17 protein-coding genes and 2 tRNA genes are annotated in these 17,481 nt (G+C 67.4%); 17 read left to right on the top strand and 2 right to left on the bottom strand.

Annotation, left to right across the window (positions count from 1 at the left end; translation table 11 throughout):
* Nucleotides 1-4: 4 nt before the first annotated feature.
* The 10 genes from proB (at nucleotide 5) to PV772_RS10400 (ending at nucleotide 7,916) form a co-directional block, all read left to right on the top strand.
* Nucleotides 5-1,141, top strand: a complete 1,137-nt coding sequence (gene proB / locus PV772_RS10445; RefSeq protein ID WP_210418933.1) for a glutamate 5-kinase — start codon at nucleotides 5-7, stop codon at nucleotides 1,139-1,141.
* Between the two features lie 26 nt (nucleotides 1,142-1,167).
* Nucleotides 1,168-2,535 (top strand): glutamate-5-semialdehyde dehydrogenase, encoded by a 1,368-nt coding sequence (locus PV772_RS10440; RefSeq protein WP_347886092.1) that lies wholly within the window; start codon nucleotides 1,168-1,170, stop codon nucleotides 2,533-2,535.
* A 78-nt stretch (nucleotides 2,536-2,613) separates the two neighbouring features.
* A complete protein-coding gene (locus tag PV772_RS10435; protein WP_141160230.1) occupies nucleotides 2,614-2,853 on the top strand; it encodes a hypothetical protein in 240 nt (79 codons plus the stop codon).
* A gap of 40 nt (nucleotides 2,854-2,893) precedes the next feature.
* Complete coding sequence (nadD, locus tag PV772_RS10430; RefSeq protein ID WP_307357101.1) at nucleotides 2,894-3,523, top strand: nicotinate-nucleotide adenylyltransferase; 630 nt, start codon at nucleotides 2,894-2,896, stop codon at nucleotides 3,521-3,523.
* A gap of 7 nt (nucleotides 3,524-3,530) precedes the next feature.
* The gene (locus tag PV772_RS10425; protein WP_347886091.1) at nucleotides 3,531-4,811 is read left to right on the top strand and encodes a hypothetical protein; all 1,281 of its coding nucleotides are present in this window, start codon (nucleotides 3,531-3,533) and stop codon (nucleotides 4,809-4,811) included.
* 42 nt (nucleotides 4,812-4,853) lie between these two features.
* Complete coding sequence (rsfS, locus tag PV772_RS10420; protein WP_141160232.1) at nucleotides 4,854-5,255, top strand: ribosome silencing factor; 402 nt, start codon at nucleotides 4,854-4,856, stop codon at nucleotides 5,253-5,255.
* Nucleotides 5,256-5,369: 114 nt separating this feature from the next.
* A tRNA-Ala gene (locus PV772_RS10415) sits at nucleotides 5,370-5,442 on the top strand.
* Between the two features lie 165 nt (nucleotides 5,443-5,607).
* A tRNA-Ala gene (locus PV772_RS10410) sits at nucleotides 5,608-5,683 on the top strand.
* Between the two features lie 188 nt (nucleotides 5,684-5,871).
* The gene (locus tag PV772_RS10405; RefSeq protein WP_141181716.1) at nucleotides 5,872-6,243 is read left to right on the top strand and encodes a DUF3311 domain-containing protein; all 372 of its coding nucleotides are present in this window, start codon (nucleotides 5,872-5,874) and stop codon (nucleotides 6,241-6,243) included.
* On the top strand, nucleotides 6,240-7,916 hold the full coding sequence (locus PV772_RS10400; protein WP_141181715.1) for a sodium:solute symporter: 1,677 nt from the start codon (nucleotides 6,240-6,242) through the stop codon (nucleotides 7,914-7,916). The genes PV772_RS10405 and PV772_RS10400 overlap by 4 nt, the downstream gene beginning before the upstream one ends.
* A 75-nt stretch (nucleotides 7,917-7,991) precedes the next feature.
* On the opposite strand, the gene PV772_RS10395 is transcribed toward PV772_RS10400, so the two are convergent.
* On the bottom strand, nucleotides 7,992-9,326 hold the full coding sequence (locus PV772_RS10395) for a class I SAM-dependent methyltransferase (protein WP_347886090.1): 1,335 nt from the start codon (nucleotides 9,324-9,326) through the stop codon (nucleotides 7,992-7,994).
* Nucleotides 9,327-9,372: 46 nt separating this feature from the next.
* Here PV772_RS10395 and PV772_RS10390 point away from each other — a divergent pair, with 46 nt between their 5' ends.
* The 6 genes from PV772_RS10390 to PV772_RS10365 all read left to right on the top strand — a co-directional run bounded on the left by PV772_RS10390 (nucleotide 9,373) and on the right by PV772_RS10365 (nucleotide 16,137).
* A complete protein-coding gene (locus tag PV772_RS10390; protein WP_347886089.1) occupies nucleotides 9,373-10,461 on the top strand; it encodes an FAD-dependent oxidoreductase in 1,089 nt (362 codons plus the stop codon).
* A gap of 50 nt (nucleotides 10,462-10,511) precedes the next feature.
* Complete coding sequence (locus PV772_RS10385) at nucleotides 10,512-11,684, top strand: methyltransferase (protein WP_347886088.1); 1,173 nt, start codon at nucleotides 10,512-10,514, stop codon at nucleotides 11,682-11,684.
* A gap of 181 nt (nucleotides 11,685-11,865) precedes the next feature.
* On the top strand, nucleotides 11,866-13,065 hold the full coding sequence (locus tag PV772_RS10380; RefSeq protein WP_141160238.1) for an ROK family transcriptional regulator: 1,200 nt from the start codon (nucleotides 11,866-11,868) through the stop codon (nucleotides 13,063-13,065).
* Nucleotides 13,066-13,072: 7 nt separating this feature from the next.
* Nucleotides 13,073-14,425, top strand: a complete 1,353-nt coding sequence (locus tag PV772_RS10375; protein ID WP_347886087.1) for an extracellular solute-binding protein — start codon at nucleotides 13,073-13,075, stop codon at nucleotides 14,423-14,425.
* Nucleotides 14,426-14,428: 3 nt separating this feature from the next.
* Entirely contained in the window at nucleotides 14,429-15,310 is an 882-nt protein-coding gene (locus tag PV772_RS10370; RefSeq protein WP_141160240.1) for a sugar ABC transporter permease, read from the top strand.
* Complete coding sequence (locus tag PV772_RS10365; RefSeq protein ID WP_347886086.1) at nucleotides 15,307-16,137, top strand: carbohydrate ABC transporter permease; 831 nt, start codon at nucleotides 15,307-15,309, stop codon at nucleotides 16,135-16,137. The genes PV772_RS10370 and PV772_RS10365 overlap by 4 nt, the downstream gene beginning before the upstream one ends.
* Here PV772_RS10365 and PV772_RS10360 read toward each other — a convergent pair.
* Nucleotides 16,134-16,361, bottom strand: a complete 228-nt coding sequence (locus PV772_RS10360) for a hypothetical protein (RefSeq protein ID WP_141181711.1) — start codon at nucleotides 16,359-16,361, stop codon at nucleotides 16,134-16,136. The genes PV772_RS10365 and PV772_RS10360 overlap by 4 nt on opposite strands.
* A 109-nt stretch (nucleotides 16,362-16,470) precedes the next feature.
* Here PV772_RS10360 and PV772_RS10355 point away from each other — a divergent pair, with 109 nt between their 5' ends.
* Nucleotides 16,471-17,478, top strand: a complete 1,008-nt coding sequence (locus PV772_RS10355) for a MoxR family ATPase (RefSeq protein ID WP_347886085.1) — start codon at nucleotides 16,471-16,473, stop codon at nucleotides 17,476-17,478.
* Nucleotides 17,479-17,481: the final 3 nt, after the last annotated feature.

The raw sequence follows: 17,481 nt of genomic DNA, 5'->3' as shown, positions 1-17,481 counted from the left end.
GGGCATGACTGCAGTACCCGCCGTGCCCGCGGGGGACAGGAGCGCGCTGGCCGGGGCCCGCCGGATCGTGGTCAAGGTAGGCTCCTCGTCGCTGACCAGCATCAAGGGCGGCATCTCGGAGGAATCACTGACCGCCCTCGCTGACGCCCTGGCGGCCAAGCGCAATGCGGGCGCCGAGATCATCCTGGTGTCCTCGGGCGCCATCGCCGCAGGCCTGGCGCCGCTTGGTCTGGCCAAACGGCCCCGCGACCTGGCCACCCAGCAGGCCGCTGCCAGCGTGGGCCAGGGGCTCCTGATGGCCCGGTACACCCAGGCCTTCGGTGCCCATGGGGTCACCGTCAGCCAGGTCCTGCTGACCGCCGAGGACCTGATGCGCCGCAGCCAGCACACCAACGCCCTCCGCGCCATGGACCGGCTGCTGAACCTTGGGGTAGTCCCGGTGGTCAACGAAAACGACACCGTGGCCACCCATGAGATCCGCTTCGGTGACAACGACCGGCTGGCCGCCCTGGTGGCCCACCTGGTGCGCGCCGACGCACTCGTGCTGCTGTCCGACGTCGACTCCCTCTATGACGGCCCACCTTCCCAGGGTGCCAGGCGCATCCCGCTGGTCACCGGCGCCCACGACCTCGAGGGCGTATCCATTGGCAAGGCGGGCAAGGCGGGCGTGGGCACCGGGGGCATGATGACCAAAGTGGAGGCCGCCGGCATGGCGGCAGGATCGGGAATCCACGCCTTGGTGACGTCCACACCCAATGCCGCAGCGGCCTTGAACGGCGAGGACGTGGGCACGTGGTTCGCCGTCAACGGCTCCCGCAAACCGGTCCGCCTCCTGTGGCTGGCGCACGTTGCGTCGGTCCAGGGCCGGCTGGTCCTGGACGAGGGGGCAGTCCGCGCTGTGCGGCACCACCGCACGTCCCTGCTGCCGGCTGGCATCTCCGCCGTGCATGGCGAATTTGAAGCCGGCGACGCCGTTGAGCTGGCCGGAGCCGACGGCACCATTATTGCCCGCGGCCTGGTGAACTACTCCTCCGAGGAGCTGCCGCGGATGCTGGGACGGTCAACGCATGAGCTGGGCGAGGAAATGGGCAGCGGCTACAACCGTGAAGTTGTTCATGTTGATGACCTGGTGCTGGTCTGAGCTGCCACCTCGCCTAAACTTGGATCATGACTGACGCCCTGATCCACGCTGCTGAACATTCCGGAACCACCGCTGCGCAGGAGCAGCCGGTTCCCGCAGCAGAACCGGAATCGGCCGAGGCACCCTTGCCCGCTGCCGGGGTGGAGCCGGCCGTCCACGCCATCACCGACCGCGCCCGCCTGGCCGCCCGTCAAATGGCCACCGCCAACCGGGCCTGGAAAGACCGTGCCCTCCGTGCCGTGGGCGCCGCCCTGCAGGAGAATGTCCCGGCCATCCTCGCTGCCAACGCCATGGATGTGCAGCGGGGCAAGGCCAACGGGACCTCCGCTGCCCTCCTGGACCGGCTCACCCTCACCGAATCCCGCGTCGCCGGGCTGGTGGCGGCCCTGGAAAACCTGGCCGGCCTTCCGGACCCCGTGGGCAACGTGGTGCGCGGGCAGACCCTCCCCAACGGGCTGCGCCTCCGCCAGGTCAATGTGCCCATGGGGGTGGTTGCTGCCATCTACGAGGCACGGCCCAATGTCACTGTTGACATCGCAGGACTTGCCCTCAAGAGTGGCAATGCCGTCATCCTCCGCGGCGGCAGCGCGGCAGAAGCCACCAACCAGGTGCTGGTCCGGATCCTGCGCGAAGCCCTGGAATCCGTTGGCCTGCCGGCTGACGCAGTCCAGACCGTGGACCAGTACGGCCGTGCAGGCGCCACCGTCCTGATGAAAGCCCGCGGAAGGGTGGATGTCCTGATTCCCCGCGGCGGCCGGGACCTGATCCAGACCGTGGTCACCAACTCCGCCGTGCCGGTCATCGAAACAGGCGAGGGAAACGTCCACATCTTCATCGATGAGTCCGCCGACGAGAACATGGCCGTGGAGATCCTGCTCAACGCCAAGACCCAGCGGCCCAGTGTCTGCAATACCGTGGAGACACTGCTGGTCCATTCCGGCTCAACGGTGCTTCCCGCCGTCGCCTCCGCCCTTCGCAGCGCCGGTGTCCGGCTCCACGTGGACGGGCGCATCAGTGCCGCACTGCCCGCCACGGTCGAAACCGAACCGGCGACGGACGCGGACTGGGAAACGGAGTACATGGACCTGGACCTGGCCGTGGCAATGGTGGACAGCCTGGACGAAGCCGTCCAGCACATCCGGACCTGGTCCACCGGCCACACCGAGGCGATCCTCACCAACAGCCTCGCCAATGCCGAGCGTTTCATCGCCGAGGTTGACTCCGCTGCGGTAATCGTCAACGCCTCCACCCGGTTCACCGACGGCGGGGAACTGGGCCTGGGTGCGGAGGTTGGCATCTCCACGCAGAAGCTGCATGCCCGCGGTCCCATGGGCCTGACCGAACTCACCACCACGAAGTGGATCGTCCAGGGCGAAGGCCAGGTCCGCGGGTAGCAACGCGGTAACATAGACCAGAACCCGGAAAGCAGCGGAAGGTTCCGCTGCCTGTAAATCCTTGAACAAGGGGAGAAAATGCTGCTCCAGCAGATTGCCACGTCCGTCGCCGCTGCAGGCGAATCAGGCCACGAGGAGCTCGCGCCCCTGTGGGCCGAACCGTGGGTCTTCGGCGTGTCCATGTTCGGCATCCTGGTGGTGCTGATGCTCATTGCCTGGTCCTACAACAACCTGGGCAACCGGCACGCTGCCACGGATGAGCACGCGGATCCGCACCGCCAGCACCCCAACAAGCACGATCGCGGGCAGGGCCACTAACATTTCCCACAACCTGCAACGCAATGGGGCCCGGGGGAGGCTGCGCCTGGGCGTGATGGGCGGGACTTTCGATCCCATCCACCACGGCCACCTTGTGGCGGCCAGCGAAGTCGCAGCGGAGTTCGACCTTGACGAGGTGGTCTTCGTTCCCACCGGGCAGCCATGGCAAAAGTCCCATAAACAGGTCAGCGAGCCCGAACACCGCTACCTGATGACCGTCATCGCCACGGCCTCCAATCCACGGTTCACCGTCAGCCGTGTCGACGTCGACCGCCCCGGTCCCACGTACACCATCGACACCCTGCGCGACCTCAGGGCGCAGCGCCCGGACGCCGACCTGTTCTTCATCACCGGCGCGGATGCGCTGGCGCAGATCCTGTCGTGGAAGGACATCGACGAACTCTGGTCGCTCGCCCACTTCGTTGGCGTGACCCGGCCCGGGCACGTTCTGGACGGCATGGGCCGGGACGACGTCAGCCTTCTGGAAGTGCCCGCCATGGCCATCTCGTCGACGGACTGCCGCGCCCGGGTGGCCTCCAACAGCCCGGTCTGGTACCTCGTCCCGGACGGGGTGGTCCAGTACATCGCCAAGTACGGTCTGTACTCGGAGGCACCGGCAGGCGCGGATGACGCAACGTCCGAAGCACGCGAACCAGCCAGTACTGAATGAGTTCTCAATGAGTCAGGAACAGCCCCCAATCCGCAGCCGCCGGGAACTCCGGAAGGCCAGGGACGCCCAGCAGGCCACCTTGCCTGCCACGGAGCAGCGCCCACCGGCCGCTAACCGGCCGGCTGACAGCGCGCCCGCGCAGGACGGCCAGGATTCGGCGCCCGCCTCCGGTTCCGCAGGGGGAGCCGCCCCGGCAGCCCACACCCAGGCGCCGTCGGACCAGGCCGCCATGCAACGCTCCTCCCAGATCCGCGCCCGCGACCGTGCCGCACTGCGCACCATCAAGGAGCTTGAGGAAAAGGAAGGGCAGCTTGCTGCCGGCGGGCCCCCCACCCGGCGCCAGCTGCGCTTGCAGCAGCTCAAGGAGCAGGCCCTGACGTCCGCCAACCCCATCGTTCCGGCCGCCCCTCCTCCTGCGGGCAAGGCGGCCACGCCAGGTACCCCCAAGCCTGCCACGCCAGGCAAAGACACCGGCGGGGCAGGAGAGGGCGCGGACAATACCAACGCAATCAACCCTGCCCATGCCCCCGCCGGCGCCCCGGAGGGCATGACGGTGGAACAGGCCCTGGAAGCGCGCGCACTCATCGCCGCGCAGGCCAGGAACCAGATTGCCAAGATGGAGCACATCGCTTCCCTGGATCCGGAAGCCGTGGATCCCGAAATCCTGGCTGAGCAAATTGCGTTGGCCGAACGGGCCGCCGTCTTGAACCGCCGCGCCATGGCCCGGCAGAAACTTGCCGAGCAGGCCGGCAATCCCGCCGGCGCCCCCGGCAACGCTCCGGCGCAAAAGGACACCGCGGGCCCGTCAACGGCCAGCAACCTCGCGATGGTGACGCCCCTGGAGTTCGTCCAGGTGCCGGGCGTGGAGCGGCCGGTCATGAAACCGCCGGCCACCTCCCACGTTCCGGTGACCACCCGGCCCGGTACCAAGTTGCCCGGCACGAAAGTACCGGGCGCTGGAAAACGGAGGCCCGCCGCACGGCCCAAAGCGCCAGCCCCGGATGCGGCAACCGGCCGCTCACAGGTCATCGCCCGCGCCGAGGCGGCTGCCAAAGCCGCCAGCCGTCCCAAGCCGGTTTCGCGGCCGGAAGACCAGTCGGAGGATCTTTTCGAAGACCTTCCCCGGGTTCCCGCCCGCTCCGCCTACGGGCTCGATCCCCTGGATGCCGCCACCGCCGGCCTCACCAGGGCCCGCCGGAACCGCATTCTCCAGTTCTGCATCCTCGCCTTCGGGATCCTGGCCCTCATCGCCGGGATCATCCTGATCGTCAGCGGCATGTCCCGCTGACCTGCCAGCCGGCACCAACACTTAACCAAAACAAGGAGTCTTGTGACTGCAACATCATCGTCCATCGCTATAGCCCGCACGGCCGCCAAGGCCGCCGCGGACAAGATCGCCCAGGACATCGTCGCCATGGACGTCAGCGAACGTTTGGCCCTCGCCGATGTCTTCCTCATCGCCTCGGCGCCCAGCGAACGCCAGGTCAACGCCATCGTGGACGGCATCGAGGAAGAGCTCGCCAAGCAGGACCTGCGGCCGGTGCGCCGCGAGGGCCGGTCCGGCGGCCGCTGGGTCCTGTTGGACTACGCCGACGTCGTGATCCACGTCCAGCACGAGGAGGACCGCGTGTTCTACGCCCTTGAGCGTCTCTGGAAGGATTGCCCCGTCGTCGACCTGGAGCTCGGTGATGACGCGTCAGCCAAAGCCGGCGCTGTTTCCGACAGCGAGTAGGCCACGCCTGGCGGCGAATATTCCCAATTTGGAATTTTCGGAAATGCTGTTCTAAGATATTTGAGTTGCTTCGGGGGAGACCCTGAAGATAGCTCGCAAGGGCAGCAACAATCCGGGGCTGTGGCGCAGCTGGTAGCGCACCTGCATGGCATGCAGGGGGTCAGGGGTTCGAGTCCCCTCAGCTCCACCGGAAAGTCCGCCGGAACCATGTGGTTCCGGCGGACTTTTTTGTCGCGTCAAGGCGTCGTGGTGGGGTGCCCAAACGCCTGATCACCGCCGATTGGCGTCCAGCGGAAAAGTGCATTACTCTGGTCAGGTTGCTCCGGGGAATTCCACCGGAAAACAAACGTACGGGGCTGTGGCGCAGCTGGTAGCGCACCTGCATGGCATGCAGGGGGTCAGGGGTTCGAGTCCCCTCAGCTCCACCAGTACGGAAAGGGAACCATCACACGTGATGGTTCCTTTTTTTGTTGCCACCGGCAACCGATACTGGGCCGAAACCCTTCCGGCGCAGGTCAAAGCGCGGTACAACTGTGGTTGAGGGCACATCGTCCCGCCTCCGGACAGCTTTCATCCAAAGCGGCGGCCGCGGGACAGGCTGACGAGGAGGTCACAGATGTCCCACGCAGACGGCTACGACCGCAACGGCGGGGCTTTTCCGGATGAACCGCGCCTGACCCGGGACACCGCTATCCGCGGACCGGCCAGGCCCGCACCCTATATCGGCGCCGGTATCCTGCTGGCCGCCGCCATCCTTTTCCCATTAATGCCGCAGCTCTACTCCTTTGACGCGCCGCGGCTGGCAGGGATGCCCTTCTTCTACTGGTACCAGCTGCTGTGGGTGCCAATCTCTGCGATCCTGACCGGCAGTGCGTACTGGCTGGTCACCAAGGAAGACCGACGACGGCGGGCCGAGGCGCGCGCAGGTGGCCCGCCCCAGGCAGGCAGTGGCTCCGCCGGGGCCGGGTTGGGAGGTGGCCGGCCATGAACACGCGCGAGATCAACTGGACTGCCCTGATCATTGTGGTGCTGCTGTTCGTCATCGTGGCCGTGATGGGCTTCCTCGCCGCCAAGTGGCGCCGCAGCACCGAAGTGGAAGGGCTGCACAGCCTGGACGAGTGGGGACTGGGCGGCCGCGGCTTCGGCACCTGGATCACCTGGTTCCTCCTGGGCGGGGACCTCTACACCGCGTACACCTTCGTGGCGGTGCCGGCAGCCATGTGGGCCACCGGCGCGGTAAGCGGCTTCTTCGCGGTTCCGTACACGATCGTCCTGTATCCGATCATCTTCATCATCATGAGCCGGCTGTGGTCCGTATCGCACCGCCACGGCTACGTCACCTCGGCGGACTTCGTGGGCGGCCGCTATGGCAGCCGCTGGCTCTCCCTGGCCGTGGCCGTGACGGGCATCGTCGCCACCATGCCCTACATTGCGCTGCAGCTGGTGGGTATCAAGGCAGTCCTTACCGTCCTTGGCCTGGGGAGCTCCGGCAACGTGCTGCTGACCGACCTGCCGCTGATCCTGGCCTTCGTGGTCCTGGCCGCCTACACCTACACCTCGGGCCTGCGCGCCCCGGCGATGATCGCCGTCGTGAAGGACCTCCTGATCTACCTTGCCGTGATTGTCGCCGTGATCTACCTGCCCATCAAGTTCGGCGGCTGGGACACCATTTTCGGGGCGGCGCAGACCAAGCTGGGCGCGGTGAACCAGGCCACGGGCAAGCCGGCGGGTGTCTTCGTCCCCGGGGCGGCAAACTACTCCGCCTACTGGTCGCTGGCGCTGGGCTCGGCCATGGCGCTGTTCATGTATCCGCACTCGGTGACCGCGGTGCTGGCCTCGAAGGCACGCAACACCATCCGCCGCAATGCCGCCATCCTGCCGCTGTACTCCCTGATGCTCGGATTCCTGGCCCTGCTGGGTTTCGTGGCCATCAAGGCGGGCACCAAGCCAATCGACCTGGACGGATCGGTCAATCCGCAGCTGGTGGTCCCGCAGCTGTTCCTTGACCACTTCCCGGCCTGGTTCGCCGGGATCGCACTGGCCGCGATTGCCATCGGGGCCCTGGTGCCTGCAGCGATCATGTCCATTGCCGCCGCCAACATGTTCACCCGGAACATCTACCGCGACTTCATCCGCCCGGACGTCGATCCAAAAACGGAGGCGAAGGTGTCCAAGATTGTCTCCCTGGTGGTGAAGGTGGGCGCCCTGGTTTTTGTGATCGCCATGGACCAGTCGGCGGCCATCAACATGCAGTTGCTGGGCGGCATCTGGATCCTGCAGACCTTCCCCGCAGTGGTGGCCGGCCTCTACACACGCTGGTTCGACCGCTGGGCCCTGCTGATCGGCTGGGCGGTGGGCATCATCTTCGGTACCGTCTCCGCCTACAACGTGGTCAACCCCGTGACCAAGGCACACTTTGGTGGTTCGGTGGCCCCCATTCCCGGCACGGACTTCAGCGTCTACATTGCCGTGTCGGCGTTCGCGCTGAACCTGGTGGTCGCCGCCGTGCTGACCCTGGTGATGCGGGCCCTCAAGGTCCGGACCGGCGAAGACCTTACCCGCCCCACGGACTACGCCGCCGATGAAACGGATCCCAAAGTGGTGCAGATCGAAAAGACCCAGCACTTCACCCAGCCGGGCGGACCTTCCCCGGTGGCCTGACCGCGCTGGGGCCTGACCGCGGGGTCGCCAAGCCGCCTTCCTGCCAGGTTGCGTCCTGGCAGGAAGGCGCTTGCGTCACAGCCAGGCTGTGCGGCGCAACGGCGGTTCCTCCCCGCCCGGACGGCGCACCAGGACCTGGTTGACTCCAGTGAGTCCGTTTTCGAATCCGATGGCGCTGGCCGCCATGTACAGCCGCCACACCCGCGCGCGCCCTTCTCCGGCCAATTGCACCGCTTCCGCCCAGTTCTGCTCCAGCCGCCTGACCCACGCCCGCAGGGTCAGCGCGTAGTGGGGGCGCAGTGCTTCCACGTCGAGGACTTCGAACCGGGCAGTCTCCAGGGCGGACACCATTTCGCCCAGGCTGATCATCTCGCCGTCCGGGAAGACGTACCGGGGGATGAATGAGTCGGGATCAGGGGCGGTGGGGCCGGCGTTCCAGGAGATGGCATGGTTCAGCAGCCGGCCGCCGGGGCGGAGCAGCCCGAAGAGCGCTGCGGCATAGGCAGGGGTCTGGGGCCGTCCCACGTGCTCGGACATGCCGATGGAGCTGATGGCATCGTAGGGCCCGTCGTTGACGTCCCGGTAGTCCTGGACCCGGATCTCCACCCTGTCGGTGAGGCCGGCGTCGGCTGCGCGCTTGCGGGCCAGGATGGCCTGCTCCATTGACAGCGTCACGCCCACCACCCTGGCGCCGTACCTTGCCGCGGCATGGAGGGCGAAGCTGCCCCACCCGCAGCCAACATCGAGGACCCGCATCCCGGGCTGGAGGCCCAGCTTGCGGCAGACAAGGTCCAGCTTGGCTTCCTGCGCCGAGTCCAGTCCATTGTCCGGCCCGCCGCCGGGAGGGGCGCCTTCGTCCGGCCACACAGCGCAGGAGTAGACCATTGAGGGTCCCAGCACCAAGGCGTAAAAATCGTTGCCGACGTCGTAGTGATGCGAGATGGCAGCCGAATCCCGTCCACGGGAGTGCATCCTGCCCTTCCTGGCGATCCGCGCCTCTTCGGGCGGAGGGGCAGGGCTGGGTCCAACAGCGCCCAGCCGGACCGCGGTACGCACCAGCAGCCAGAGTTCGCTGGCGGAAAGCGGCCGGAAGGGTCCGGGCTCGGCGAACTTCCCGGCTGAACTCAACGCAGCGAAGGCTTCGAAGATGTCACCGGGGGCGTCGATGTCGCCTGCCACGTACGCCCGGCTCAGGCCAAGCTGCCCCGGTGACCAGAGCATCCGCCGCAAAGCCTTCCGGGACTTGAACTCCAGGACCGGTGCGTTGGCGGGGCCTGCTTCCGAGCCGTCCCATGCCCGCAGCCTCAGCGGGACTTCGCTGGTGCCCAAAACCACCCCCAGCGCCTTCTCCAGCCTGGCGGCGTGTCCACGCACTCCGGTTCCGCTCTGTCCGGCGTCTTCAGTGTCCATGCGCCCACCCTAAGGCCCGGCAGCCCTCCGCGACTATCATGGGGGAGTGATTCCTGACCCAACCGATGTGGTGGTCATCGGGGCCGGCCAGGCAGGCCTGTCGGCGGCGTACCATCTCCAGCGCCGCGGGCTCAGCTTCGCCGTGCTCGACGCCGGGGAAGGTCCCGGCGGCGCGTGGCGGCACCGCTGGAAGAGCCTGCGCATGGCCACCGTCAACGGGATCAGCGACCTTCCCGGGATCGCCAAGCCGGAGGTGGACCCCGCGGAACCAAGCTCGGAATTCCTGACCCGCTATTTCGCCGGCTATGAGGCGGAGCTGGGGCTTGCCGTCCACCGGCCGGTGAAGGTGCGGGCCGTGCGGCGCGAGGACAGCAATCCGGCCGGCCGGCTGCGGATCGAAACGTCCGACGGCGACTGGCGCGCCAAGGCACTCATCAACGCCACGGGCACGTGGACCCGCCCGTTCTGGCCCATCTATCCCGGCCGTTCCTCGTTCCGCGGCAGGCAACTGCATGTGGCCGACTACGTGTCCGCGGATGAGTTCCGCGGCCGGCACGTGATCGTGGTGGGCGGCGGGATTTCTGCCGTGGGGCTGCTGGAGGAGATTTCCCGCGTCACTTCCACCAGCTGGTTCACGCGCCGGGAGCCGGTGTGGCGCGACGAAGCGTTTGATGCCAGGGCGGGCCATGACGCCGTGGCACTCGTGGAGGAGCGCGTCCGCAAGGGGCTCCCACCGCAAAGCGTCGTATCGGTGACGGGCCTGATCTGGACGCCCGCCCTTCGTGCAGCGAAGGAACGGGGAGCGCTGGACCGGCAGCCCATGTTTACCGCCATTGAACCCGAGGGGGTCCGCCGCGCCGACGGCACCCTGCTCAAGGCCGACGTCATCCTGTGGGCCACAGGGTTCAGGGCGGAACTGGAACACCTGGCGCCGCTCCAGCTGCGGGGACCGGGCGGCGGGATCGCCATGGACGGAACGCAGGTGGCGGCCGAGCCGCGCGTCCACCTGGTCGGGTACGGCCCGTCGTCGTCCACCATCGGCGCCAACCGTGCCGGACGGGCAGCAGTGGCAGCGATCCTGAAGCTGCCGGCGATGGCGACGGTGACGGCGGCGGAACCGGTAACGTGGGGGTGATGCCCCGGGTCCCGGGGCCGGCAGAGGCGACAGAAGGCGGCAGCACACCGGTGGCAGCAAACACCCTGGCGGACATCTTCGACGGGCTGCGACGGCGGCCTGATGTGGAAGCCCCCAACCTGCAGGCCTGGGACGCCACCGACCGGCTCTTGCTGGAAACAGCTGTCGCCCTGGGACGGGCGGGCGGTGGCGTGGCGGTTATTGGAGACCGCTACGGAGCACTCACTCTCGGCACCGCCGAGACCTTGGCCCCGGCGTCGCTTCGCGTGCACCAGGACCTGGTCACCGGGGAGCGGGCCCTGCGGCTGAACGCGGCCGAACTGTCAGCGAGGCGGGAGGCTGCCGGGCTTCCGGCAGACAGCGCCGGGTCCAGTTTCATGCAGCTGCCCCTGGGGCCCGAACTGCTGGCCGGAGCGGACACCGTCCTGCTGCAACTCCCCAAGACCCTCGCCGAGCTTGAGGAGATCGCTGCCGCCGTTGCCAGGTACGCCGCACCGGATGTCCGGCTGCTCGCAGGTGGGCGGGTGAAGCACATGTCACTGGGCATGAACGCCGTCCTTGAACGGTATTTCGTGTCCGTGCAGCCGCAGCTGGCGCGGCAAAAATCGCGGATCCTCCTCGCGGCCGGTCCCAAAACCGCCGCCGCATCCCCGCGTTTTCCGGTGGTTGAACACCTTGCGGAACTGGACCTGGACGTCGCCGCGCACGGCGCTGTCTTCGCCGGCGCCAGGCTGGACATCGGCACGCGCTTCCTGCTGACGTTCCTGCCCGCCATGAAGCCGGCACGCCACGCCGTCGACCTCGGATGCGGCACCGGTATCCTCGCCGCAATGTATGCCAGGCAGTTCCCGGAGGCCGCGGTGACGGCAACCGACCAGTCCGCGGCGGCCGTCCAGTCCGCCCTGGCCACCGCCCGCCTGAATGGTCTTGGGAACCGGATCACGGTGCTGCAGGACGATGCGCTCAGCACCTTCGCGGACGGCTCGGTGGACGCCGTACTCCTGAACCCGCCGTTCCATGTTGGTGCCGGGGTGCACGCCGGCGCCGGGCTGAAGATGATCGAAGCCGCGGGACGGGTCCTGGCTCCGGGGGGCGAGCTGTGGACGGTGTACAACCGGCACCTGGACTACCTGCCCGCCCTGGAGCGGTCCGTCGGGCCCACCGCGGTGGAGGGCCGTAACCCGAAGTTCACCGTCACCCGCAGCGCCCGCAGGTCCCGCTGACCCCTTCCTTCCCCTCACCGGCCACGACATCCGCCGCGCCGCTGGCAGGACATGTGGGCGGTGGCGGACGCTTAACGTACGATTCAAAGCATCACCACCGCCAGGTAGCCGAAGACGTTTAGGGGACACCGTGTCTGAGATCCGCCCATCCTCTCCGAGGCGCGGAACCAACTTGCCCAGGATGGGGGACTTCAACCTCACGGTCATCCTCGACGCAATCCGCAGGACCTCCGGGGGACTGAGCCGGGTGGAACTCGCCCAGATCGTTGGCCTGTCGCCGCAGACCATCTCGAACATATCCCGCCGCCTGCTGGACCAGAACCTGATCGTCGAAGCCGGCAAGGAGGGCAGCGGCCCCGGCAAGCCCCGCACCATCCTGCGCCTGAACCCCGGCGGCATGTACGCCCTCGGTGTCCACCTGGACCCGGCCGTGACCACATTCGTGGTGCTTGACCTCGTGGGAGCCGTGGTGCGGCACTCCCGGATCAAGACCCCGGGCGGAAACGATCCCGCCGCCGTGATCGCCACCATCGCCGCGGAGCTGGCCCAGCTCGTGGAGGATTCCGGCGTGGACCATGCCCGCATCGCAGGACTCGGAGTGGCCGCTCCAGGTCCCATCGACCTGGACCACGGCACCGTGGTGGACCCGCCACTGCTTCCCGGATGGGACAGGGTGGAACTGCGGAACGCGCTGGCCAAGGCCACCGGCTATTCCGTGCTGGTGGACAAGGACGTCACCAGCGCCGCCGTGGCGGAAACATGGGCGGGCGGCCCCAGCGGCGCCGGCAGTTTCGTGTTCATGTACATGGGGACCGGCATCGGCTGCGGGATCGTCCTGAACGATGAGGTGGTCCGCGGCACATCCGGCAACGCCGGCGAGATCGGCCACATCATCGTGGACCCGGACGGACCGCCCTGCGATTGCGGCCAGCGCGGCTGCGTGAAGTCATCCTGCATACCGCAGGTCCTGGTGGCGGAAGCTGTGGCAGCGGGAGTCCTGGAGGGGGCCCAGGCCGGAAGTGCCGCCGAAATCCAGCAGAGCTTTTCCGAGCTGTGCGCCCGTGCCTACGCCGGCGACGAGGGCGCCGCCGCCATCCTGGACAAGTCCGCCGTCCTGGTTGCCCGGGCGGTCTCGGTGGTCACCAACACCCTGGATGTTGAACGGGTGGTCTTCGGTGGCCCGTTCTGGACCTGCCTGTCGCAGCGCTACCTCGAACTGGTCCCGCCGCTGCTGGACGCCAACAGCGCCGCACGCCTGATCCACCCCATCGAAGTCGTGGGTACAGGGGTGGGGGAGGACGTGGGCGCCATCGGCGCCGCCTCGCTGGTCCTGGAACATACGCTCGCGCCGCGCGCCCAGCGGCTCCTGCTGGAAAGCTGACGGGGCCGTGTTCCGCCGGGCATCCAAAGCCGCATCGCTGGCGGCCGCCGCAGTCCTGGTCCTCGCGGCCTGCACCCCCGCCGATCCTGCCGGCGGAAACCGGACCATCAAGGTGGCGTACCAGAAAACAGACTCGTTCACGGTACTGGACACCATGTTCCAGGAGGCGAAGAAGGAGTTCGAGGCCGCCAACCAGGGTGTGGCAATTGAGCTGCAGCCCATCCAGGCCAATGACGACGATTACGGCACCAAGCTGGCGCTGGCGCTGCGGTCGCCCGCCACCGCCCCGGACGTCTTCTACGAGGACACGTTCAAGGTCCGCTCCGACGTGGACGCCGGCTACCTCCTGAACCTGGACAGCCGCCTGTCCGGGTGGGGGGACTGGAACAAGTTCGATGCCGGCGCCAAGGAAGCAGGCAAAGCGGACGACGGCGGCACGTACGCGGTCCCGCTGGGCACCGACACGCGTGCCATCTGGTACAACAAGAAGGTTTTTGAGGCTGCCGGCATTGGCCTGCCGTGGCGCCCGTCAAGCTGGCAGGAGATCCTGGACACCGCCAGGAAGATCAAGGCCTCCCAGCCGGATGTGATTCCCTTCAACATGTATGCCGGCAAGGGCACCGGTGAAGGAAGCGTGATGCAGGGTTTCTACGAGCTCCTGTACGGCACCGGGACGGCCCTTTATGACCAGGATTCGAAAAAGTGGGTCGTTGGCTCGGCCGGCTTCAAGGATTCGCTGGCCTTCCTCAAAACCCTCTATGGGGAAAAGCTCGCAGTGCCTCCGGCCGAGGCGCTGGATCCGAACGTCTGGAAAAAGGTGTTCGGCGAATGGTTCCCGAAGGCAAAACTTGGCGCAACCGTGGAAGGCTCCTACGCGCCGTCGTTCTGGCAGGACGGCGGCAGCTACGCCTGGCCGGAGTACGGGCAGGACATGGGAGTGGCCCCGTTCCCCACCCAGGCAGGGGGCCCGCCCGGCGCAGTGAGCATGTCCGGAGGATGGACGTTGGCCGTGGGCGCGGAAACCAAGCAGCCCGACCTCGCGTTCAAATTCCTGACCACCGCCCTGGACGCAAAGAACTCCCTCAGGTTCACGGTGGACAGCTCGCAGATCGCCGTCCGCACCGACGTCGCTGCCGACCACGGCTACCAATCTGCCAACCCGTTCGTGAAGGACGTGTCCAGCCTGGTCGCAGTCACCCGGTACCGCCCCGCGACGTCCGACTATCCGCGGATCTCCGCTGCCGTGCAGGAGGCCACCGAAGCCGTTATCACCGGTAACAGGACCCCGGAACAGGCGGCAGCCGATTACGACGCGGCCGTGGCCGGCATTGTGGGCGGCGACAAAACCATCCGGAAGTAAGCGGTGCCCGCCAGCCACCGCACACGGCACGTGGTCCGGTACCTGCCGGTGCTGCCCGCCGTCGTGCTTCTGCTTGTGTTCCTCGCCGGCCCGGTGCTGTGGGCCTTCCACGCCTCCCTGACCAACGCCGCACTCACCGGGCGCCACGCCAGGAACCCCGACTGGGTGGGCCTGGACAACTACCAGCGGCTGCTGCAGGACCAAACCTTTCCGCTGTCGTTGGCCTTGACCGTCCTCTTCGTCGCCGGTTCGGCGATCCTGGGCCAAAATGTGCTGGGGCTCGCCCTCGCGGTCCTGATGCGGCGTGCACGGCCGGTGGTCTCCGCAACTGTCGGGACCGCCGTCGTCGCCGCCTGGGTCCTGCCGGAGATCGTGGCGGCGTTCGCAGCCTACGCCTTCTTCAGCCGCGACGGAACACTCAACCAGCTGCTCGGCGGGCTGGGACTGGCGGAGACAGACTGGCTCTACGCGGTTCCCATGGCGGCCGTGATCCTGGCGAACGTGTGGCGCGGGACCGCCTTCTCCATGCTGGTCTACCGGTCCGCGCTTGCCGGAGTCCCCGGCGAGCTGACCGAAGCTGCACAGATGGACGGTGCCGGGGCCTGGCAGCGGCTGGTGTCCATTACCCTTCCGGTGATCCGGGGCAGCATAGCCACCAACCTGATGCTGGTCACGCTGCAGACCCTGGCCGTCTTCACCCTGATCTGGGTCATGACCGCCGGCGGTCCTGCCAACGGCAGCACCACCCTGCCCGTGCTGGCCTACCAGGAGGCCTTCAAGTTCGGAGACATCGGCTATGGCACCGCCGTCGCTACGGTCCTGATCCTCATCGGCGGAGTATTCGGGGGAGCATACCTTCGTTTGCTGAAGGAGCAGAAGCCGTGACCGCCGGGCGAAAAGGCAGGCGCAGCATTCTGGCGGACGTTATCCTGCTGCTGATTGGGGGGTGCTTCCTGCTGCCGCTGCTCTGGCTGGTCCTCGGCTCGCTGGATCCTGCCGCGGGACATGCGGTCAAGGTCCCGCAACGGCCGGCCCTGGACAATTTCGCCGCCGTCCTCACTCCGGAACTGCTGTTCCGGCCGCTGTGGAACAGCCTGCTGCTGTCCGCCGGGACGGGGATCGTGACGCTGGCGGCCGCCGTTCCCGCCGCGTACCCCCTGTCCCGCTACCGCTCCCGCTTCACCACCCCGTTCATGTCCGGCATCCTCTTCGGAACCTGCCTGCCCGTCACGGCCATCATGGTGCCCGTCTATGGCCTGTTCGTGCAGTTCCGGCTGCTGGATTCCCTCCCGGCCACGGTGCTGTTCCTGGCAGCCGCCAGCCTGCCCATGGCCATCTGGATGACCAGGAACTTCATGGATGCCGTGCCCCTGGCGCTGGAGGAGGCGGCCTGGGTGGACGGCGCCTCCCGGCTGGCGGGCCTGCGTGCAATCGTGCTGCCGCTCATGGGGCCCGGCCTGGGCGTGGTGTTCATCTTCGTCTTCATCCAGGCCTGGGGGAACTTCTTCGTCCCGTTCGTGCTGCTGCTCTCCGAGGGCAGGCAGCCGGCAGCAGTATCGATCTTCAGCTTCTTCGGCCAGCACGGGGCAGTTGCCTACGGCCAACTGGCCGCATTCTCGATCCTCTATTCGATTCCGGTCCTGGCCCTCTACGCCATCGTGGCGCGCGGGTCCGGCAACTCACTGGCCCTGTCGGGAGCTGTAAGGGGCTAATCGATGTCCTCAAGCACCACACCGAACGGCAGGGTGTCATCCAGATGGGCCTGGTGGCCGTGGTGGGTGTCCACCACGCGGACGCCGTGGAGTTTATCGGCAGCGGACTGCATCAGGACGGGCCTGACGGTGTCGATGACCATCTGGCTCTTGTCGGCGAGATATTCCTTGTAACTGGCTGGGAGCTCAATCATGGCAAAAGGATAGACCTGCCGGACCCGCATGGGGAGGGGTGCCCATTGCCGGGCCGGGGCTGCCCGGCTTGGATAGGATGACGGACGGGACGCGGCCGGCCCGGACCGTCCGCCCAACACCGTCATCAGGGGGAATCCAGTGCTTTCGACCAGCGTGCCCGCACGAATCCAACCTGCGGAGCTGGCCAGGGCGCAGCAGGTGGCCGCCAACATTTCACGAAGTTTCGATGCCAAGGTGGTGGGGCAGCCCCGGCTGCGGGAATCGCTGCTGGTGGGCCTGCTGACCGGCGGACACATCCTGCTGGAGAGCGTCCCGGGGCTGGCGAAGACCACCGCCGCGCAGGCCCTTGCCGACGCCGTCAGCGGTGAATTCCGCCGGATCCAATGCACCCCGGACCTGTTGCCCAGCGACATCGTGGGAACACAGATCTACGACGCCGCCAAGGGAAGCTTCCACACCCAGCTCGGACCGGTCCACGCCAACATTGTGCTGCTGGACGAGATCAACCGCTCCAGCGCCAAGACCCAGAGCGCGATGCTCGAGGCGATGCAGGAACGCCAGACGTCCATCGGCGGGCAGGACTACCGGCTGCCCTCGCCATTCCTTGTCCTGGCCACCCAGAACCCCATCGAGCAGGAGGGTACCTACCAGCTGCCAGAAGCGCAGATGGACCGGTTCATGCTCAAGGACGTCCTGGATTACCCCAGCCCGGCCGAAGAGGCCGAGATCATCCGCAGGATCGACGCCGGCGTCTACACCCCGGAGCAGAAGCCCGCCGCTGCCGCCTCCCTGGACGCCGTCACCGGGATCCAGCAACTGGCTGCCCGCATCTACATCGATCCGGCGGTGATCAACTACATCGTGGGGTTGGTGTACGTGACCCGGAACGCGCCCGCGTACATTGATGCGAAACTTGCCGGATTCATCGAGTTTGGCGCCAGCCCCCGGGCCAGCATTGCCTTCAGCCAGGCAGCCCGGGCGGTGGCCCTGCTGAACGGCCGGGACCACGTTATCCCCGAGGACGTCAGGTCGCTGGCCCACCGGGTGCTCCGGCACCGGCTCATCCTGAACTTTGACGCGGTGGCCGAGCAGGTTCCCGTGGAATCGGTGATCGACGCCATCGTCGCCGCCGTCCAGACTCCCTGACCC

The organism is Pseudarthrobacter sp. CC12, from assembly GCF_039907755.1.
Taxonomy (GTDB): Bacteria; Actinomycetota; Actinomycetes; order Actinomycetales; family Micrococcaceae; genus Arthrobacter; species Arthrobacter niigatensis.
This window is presented reverse-complemented; position numbering and strand designations above follow the sequence as displayed.